The following is a 242-nucleotide window of genomic DNA, read 5'->3' on the forward strand; positions in this document are numbered from 1 at the left end:
CTCTACCTCTGTAAATCTCAACGGAACCTCTTTTGAACGTGCCGCATTAACTGGTGATGTTACTGCATCTGCAAATAGTAATTCCACAACGGTAACGAAGATTCAGAATAAATCGGTGTCTTCCACAGCTCCTACCAATGGTCAGGTATTGAAGTATAATACGACAACCAGTGCTTGGGAGCCTGCTGCAGATACTGGCCTTACGAGTGAGGCTGATAGTATTATCGGCAATGAGGTAACTT

Annotated in this window: 1 protein-coding gene; it reads left to right on the plus strand. The window is 44.2% G+C overall.

Features of this window, described 5'->3' with window-relative positions; genetic code table 11:
* A partial coding sequence (locus tag ACPYOJ_RS36440; RefSeq protein WP_481420546.1) for a hypothetical protein occupies positions 1-242 on the plus strand: 242 nt, incomplete at both ends.

The sequence above is a fragment of the Rhizobium sp. SVR5-9E genome (genome assembly GCF_056755095.1).